1 protein-coding gene is annotated in these 598 nt (G+C 30.4%); it reads left to right on the forward strand.

The window, feature by feature from the left end:
* On the forward strand, positions 1-570 hold a 570-nt coding region (locus tag AMN81_RS04175), incomplete at its 5' end, for a DUF3047 domain-containing protein (RefSeq protein ID WP_072090847.1).
* Positions 571-598: the final 28 nt, after the last annotated feature.

A 598-nucleotide genomic window follows, 5' to 3' on the forward strand; every position in this document is an offset into this window, starting at 1 on the left:
TTTACTGAAAAAGAATTATCAGCACTTGAGATCCGTAAAGTAAGAGGAGCAGATAACAAGACTTCTTATACTGTTGGATCAAATGAAAATGGTAATTATTTAAAAGCCGTAGCAGATAATGCCGCTTCAGGCCTAGGAAAAGAGATCAAAATTGACCTAAATAAAACACCTTTTATCAATATTACATGGAAAATTGAGAAAGACCTTCGTGGAATTAAAGAGAATACGAAAAAAGGTCATGATTATGCCGCCCGTGTTTTTGCGATTAAAAAAACTGGAGCCACACCTTTATCAAATAGAGCAATTAATTATGTTTTTTCAAGTAATAGTGAAGTTGGTGAAAATAGAACCAGTCCTTATACAAAAAAATCTATAGACAATGTATTGGCAACCACTAAAGACAACCTTAATGAATGGGTAACAGTAAAAGCTAATGTTAAAGAGGATTTTAAAAAATTTCACGATTTAGATGTGAATGAATTAGATGGCCTAGCTATAATGGCTGATACTGATAATTCAAAAATGAAATCAATTTCTTATTTTCAGAATATATATTTTTCAGCAGATTAATTACCATTTTAAATACTTTTTTAATCCA

This window comes from Candidatus Pelagibacter communis, assembly GCF_001179845.1.
Taxonomy (GTDB): Bacteria; Pseudomonadota; Alphaproteobacteria; order Pelagibacterales; family Pelagibacteraceae; genus Pelagibacter; species Pelagibacter ubique_Q.